Source organism: Butyricicoccus sp. OF27-2pH9A, assembly GCF_027693185.1.
GTDB lineage: Bacteria > Bacillota > Clostridia > Oscillospirales > Butyricicoccaceae > Agathobaculum > Agathobaculum butyriciproducens.
The window spans coordinates 1-4,322 of sequence record NZ_JAQEXK010000039.1 but is presented as its reverse complement, the minus strand read 5'-3'; the positions used below and the strand labels follow the sequence as shown (position 1 = coordinate 4,322).

Sequence of the window (4,322 nt, the reverse complement as noted above, 5' to 3'; positions counted from 1 at the left end):
GGTTCTCATGGCTAAGGCTGCTACCGAGTCCTGCCGTAACGGTGGCGTATACGTTAAGGTTGAGGAGTAATTTCTCCGCTTAACAAACCAAAGTTGCATGAAAAGGAATCCTCGAAAGAGGGTTCCTTTTTTTGTTGTGGTAATTGAAAATTGAGGATGGAGAATGGAAAATTAACGTGATGGTCAAATTCAACTCGCTGCAATTACATAACCGCATATCCACACCCATTTAACATTGATGCGGGAGCACAATGCACTCCCCTGCGGTTTGATAGTGCAAATGAATTTACAAACGGCGGGGATGAGGTCACCCCGCCGTTTCTCTCCGAATCGCATCCATCAACCGCCACGTTCACTTTCAATCCTCCATTTTCCATTCTCAATTTACCCTTGACTTAGAGTACACTCCAAGTGCTACACTAAACTCACCAAAGGAAGGTGACTCCCATGACCATCGCAGAAGTGAGCAGACAGTTCGACATCACACCGGACACACTGCGCTACTACGAGCGCATCGGTCTGATCCCGCCGGTACCGCGCACCAAAAGCGGCATCCGCGATTACGACCAGACCTCATGCAGCTGGATCGAGTTTATTAAATGTATGCGTGCGGCCGGTCTGCAGATCGAGGCGCTCATCGAATATGTGGCCCTGTTCCAGCAGGGTGACAGCACCATCGGCGCCCGCAAGGCTTTGCTCCTCGAGCAGCGCGACCAGCTCGAGGAACGCATTGCCACCATGCAGCAGACGCTCGAACGGCTCAACCACAAGATTGAAAACTACGGCAACTGCCTCGCCAAAGAACCCGAGCTGCGCGGTAAAGCCAAAGACTGAACTGCACCAACACTTCACCACCGCAGAGTTCTCCTGTCGGAGAGCTCTGTGTATTTGTGTATTTTTACCAGTTTCCATCGTTTTTTTCGGTATTTATCACCATCCCCCGCGTTTTGAGAATATTCCGCTTGTACAATCCCTTATAATTTACCAAATTTATTGCTTTATTCCGTTGATATTGACAGTTGACGCTTGCTATCTGGTGTGGTATATTGATAGACGGAACAAAAACTTAACAAAAAAGTGTGCAAAACCCGCTCCAAACCGAACCACCCTATTGATCGGTTAGACACGGGCAAGCGGTTCCCTGCCGCACCAAATGGCAGTCTGCAACAGGCGGAATGCCGGTTTTCACCGGCTTTGGCAATAAATATCCAAACAAGAAGGAGACTTGAACATGGATTTCCATCTGACCCGTGAACAGGAACTGGTTCGCCAGATGATGCATGACTTCACCGAGAACGAAGTTAAGCCCATCGCTGCGGAAACCGACAAAACCTCTACTTACCCCCGCGAGAACATCGAGAAGCTGTTCGATCTGGGCGTTATGGGCATGATCGTGCCCGAGGAGTTCGGCGGCGCAGGCGCTGACGATCTTTCCTCCGCTATCGCTATCGAAGAGCTGTCCAAGCAGTGCGCTTCCACCGGCGATATCCTCGCTACCCACAATGGTCTGTGCTGCGGCCCGATCATTGCAAACGGTACTCCCGCACAGAAGGAGAAGTACCTCCGCATGCTGACCGAAGGCCACAAGGTAGGCGCTTTCGCACTGACCGAGCCGGACGCTGGTTCTGACGCTGCAAAGGGCACCTGCGTTGCTGAGCTGCAGGGTGACCACTACGTACTGAACGGCTCCAAGATCTTCATCACCAACGGCTACGTTGCTGACGTATTCGTAGTATTCGCTATGACCGACAAGTCCAAGGGCACCAGGGGCATTTCTGCATTTATCGTAGAGAGCTCCTTCCCGGGCTTCTCTGTTGGCAAGCACGAGGAGAAGCTTGGCCTGCACGGCTCCCCGACGGCTGAGATCGTATTCACCGACTGCATCGTTCCGAAGGAGAACCTCCTCGGCGCAGAAGGCAAGGGCTTCAAGATCGCTATGCAGACCCTGGACGGCGGCCGTATCGGCATCGCTGCACAGGCACTGGGCATCGCAGAGGGCGCTATGGAAGAGTCCATCAACTTTGCTAAGACCCGTGAGCAGTTCGGCCGTCCGATCGCAAAGTTCCAGAACACTCAGTTCCTCTTTGCTGATATGCATGTTGCAATCGAGGCTGCTCGCCTGCTGACCTACAAGGCTGCTGTTGCTAAGTCTGAGGGCGGCCGCTTCACTGTGGACGCTGCAACCGCTAAGCTGTTCGCTTCCGAGGCTGCTATGAAGATCACCACCAAGGCAGTTCAGGTACACGGCGGCTACGGCTACACCAAGGATTACCCGGTTGAGCGCATGATGCGTGATGCCAAGATCACCGAGATCTACGAGGGCACCAGCGAGATTCAGCGTGTTGTTATCTCCGGTAACATTCTCGGTAAGTAAGAATAGGAGGAAAACTGAACTATGAAGGCAATTGTTTGTGTAAAGCAGGTTCCGGATACCTCCGGTAAGGTTGCTGTTAATCCCGATGGCACTCTGAACCGCGCATCCATGGCTACCATCATCAACCCGGACGACAAGAACGCGGTTGAGGCTGCTCTGAAGCTGAAGGACGCTACCGGCTGCAAGGTCGTTGTTATCACCATGGGTCCTCCCCCGGCACAGGGCATGCTGCGTGAGCTGATGGCTATGGGCGCTGACGAGGGCATTCTGGTTTCCGCTCGTGAGTTCGGCGGTTCCGATACCTTCGCAACCTCCCAGATCCTGGCTGCTGCTATCAAGAAGTATGGCGTTGACGCTGATGACGTAGTATTCTGCGGCCGTCAGGCTATCGACGGTGATACCGCTCAGGTTGGTTCTCAGATCGCTGAGAAGCTGGACATCCCGCAGGTCTCCTACGCTGCTGACGTAAAGATCGAGGGCACCACCGTTACCGTTAAGCGCGCTCTGGAGGATGGCTACATGACCATCGAGACCCAGACCCCGTGCCTGCTGACCTGCATCAAGGAGCTGAACGAGCCCCGCTACATGTCCATCAAGGGCATCATGGGCTGCTACGATAAGCCGATCGCAGTTTATGACTACAACACCCTGAAGGACGATCCGCTGATCGATCCCACCACCATTGGTCTGAAGGGTTCTCCCACCAACATCTTCAAGTCCTTCACTCCTCCCCAGAAGGGTCAGGGCAAGATGCTTGAGGGCGCTGACAAGGCTACCTGCGATGAGCTGGTTGCTGAGCTTCAGAAGAAGCACATCATTTAATCGGAAGGAGAATACTGAACAATGGCTGATTTCAATAATACGAACCTCGCCGATTTTTCCGGCGTATGGGTATTCTGTGAGCAGCGCCAGGGCGAGCTGCAGCCGACCGTACTCGAGCTGATCTCTGAGGCACGCAAGCTGGCAGACGACATGGGCACTGAAGTTTGCGGCCTGCTGCTTGGCGGCAAGGGCGTAGGCGAGAAGATGGCAAAGGAACTGGGCGCTTACGGCGCTGACAAGGTTCTGGTTTGCGAGAGCGACCTGCTCGATACCTACACCACCGATGCATACGCAAAGGTTCTGTGCGACACCGTTATGGCTAAGAAGCCGGAGATCCTGCTGATCGCCGCTACCAACATTGGCCGTGACCTCGGCCCGCGCTGCGCAGCTCGTCTGCACACCGGTCTGACCGCAGACTGCACCCACCTCGACGTAGACGTAGAGAAGTACGCTGCATTCCTGCAGGATGCTTCCACCCTGCCGCAGGCTCAGATCGATGCTCTGAACCGCGAGGACCGCAACCTGAAGATGACCCGTCCGGCATTCGGCGGTCACCTGATGGCTACCATTATCTGCCCGCGCTTCCGTCCGCAGATGGCTACCGTTCGTCCGGGCGTACTGAAGAAGGGCGAGTACAACGAGGCTAAGGCTAACGCAGTAGTTGTTGAGCCGGTAGCTTTCGAGCTGTCCGAGGCTGACATCAAGACCAAGGTTCTCGAGGTCGTTAAGGAAGCTAAGGAGCTGGTTGACCTGACCGGCGCTGAGGTAGTTGTATCTGTAGGCCGTGGTATCTCCAAGGACGTTGAGACCGGCATCAAGCTGGCTGAAGAGCTGGCTGGCCTGTTCGGCGGCGTTGTTGGCGGTTCCCGTGCTGCTATCGACTCCGGCTGGCTGTCTGCTGACCATCAGGTTGGTCAGACCGGCAAGACCGTACATCCGAAGCTGTACGTTGCTCTGGGCATTTCCGGTGCTATCCAGCATAAGGCTGGTATGCAGGATTCCGAGTGCATCGTAGCAGTTAACAAGTCTGATTCCGCTCCGATCTTCGACGTAGCTGACTACGGCATCTGCGGCGACCTGTTCAAGGTTGTTCCGATGATGATCGACGCAATCAAGGCTGCTAAGG

Annotated in this window: 4 protein-coding genes; all 4 read left to right on the top strand. The window is 54.5% G+C overall.

The window, feature by feature from the left end; translation table 11 throughout:
- The first annotated feature begins 447 nt into the window (after positions 1-447).
- Positions 448-834: a MerR family transcriptional regulator gene (locus PG722_RS13750; protein WP_117492801.1), complete on the top strand. Its 387-nt coding sequence runs from the start codon at positions 448-450 to the stop codon at positions 832-834.
- 397 nt (positions 835-1,231) lie between these two features.
- The gene (locus PG722_RS13745; protein WP_118286313.1) at positions 1,232-2,374 is read left to right on the top strand and encodes an acyl-CoA dehydrogenase; all 1,143 of its coding nucleotides are present in this window, start codon (positions 1,232-1,234) and stop codon (positions 2,372-2,374) included.
- A 21-nt stretch (positions 2,375-2,395) separates the two neighbouring features.
- Complete coding sequence (gene acrB / locus PG722_RS13740) at positions 2,396-3,196, top strand: acryloyl-CoA reductase electron transfer subunit gamma (RefSeq protein WP_116705712.1); 801 nt, start codon at positions 2,396-2,398, stop codon at positions 3,194-3,196.
- A gap of 21 nt (positions 3,197-3,217) precedes the next feature.
- The coding region (acrA, locus tag PG722_RS13735; protein WP_270580866.1) for an acryloyl-CoA reductase electron transfer subunit beta at positions 3,218-4,322 on the top strand (1,105 nt) is incomplete at its 3' end.

What these genes read in the sequence shown, in the direction of transcription:
- PG722_RS13750 (WP_117492801.1), top strand. Translation starts at nt 448, where the DNA reads ATGACCATCGCAGAAGTGAGCAGACAGTTCGACATCACACCGGACACA.
- PG722_RS13745 (WP_118286313.1), top strand. Translation starts at nt 1,232, where the DNA reads ATGGATTTCCATCTGACCCGTGAACAGGAACTGGTTCGCCAGATGATG.
- acrB (WP_116705712.1), top strand. Translation starts at nt 2,396, where the DNA reads ATGAAGGCAATTGTTTGTGTAAAGCAGGTTCCGGATACCTCCGGTAAG.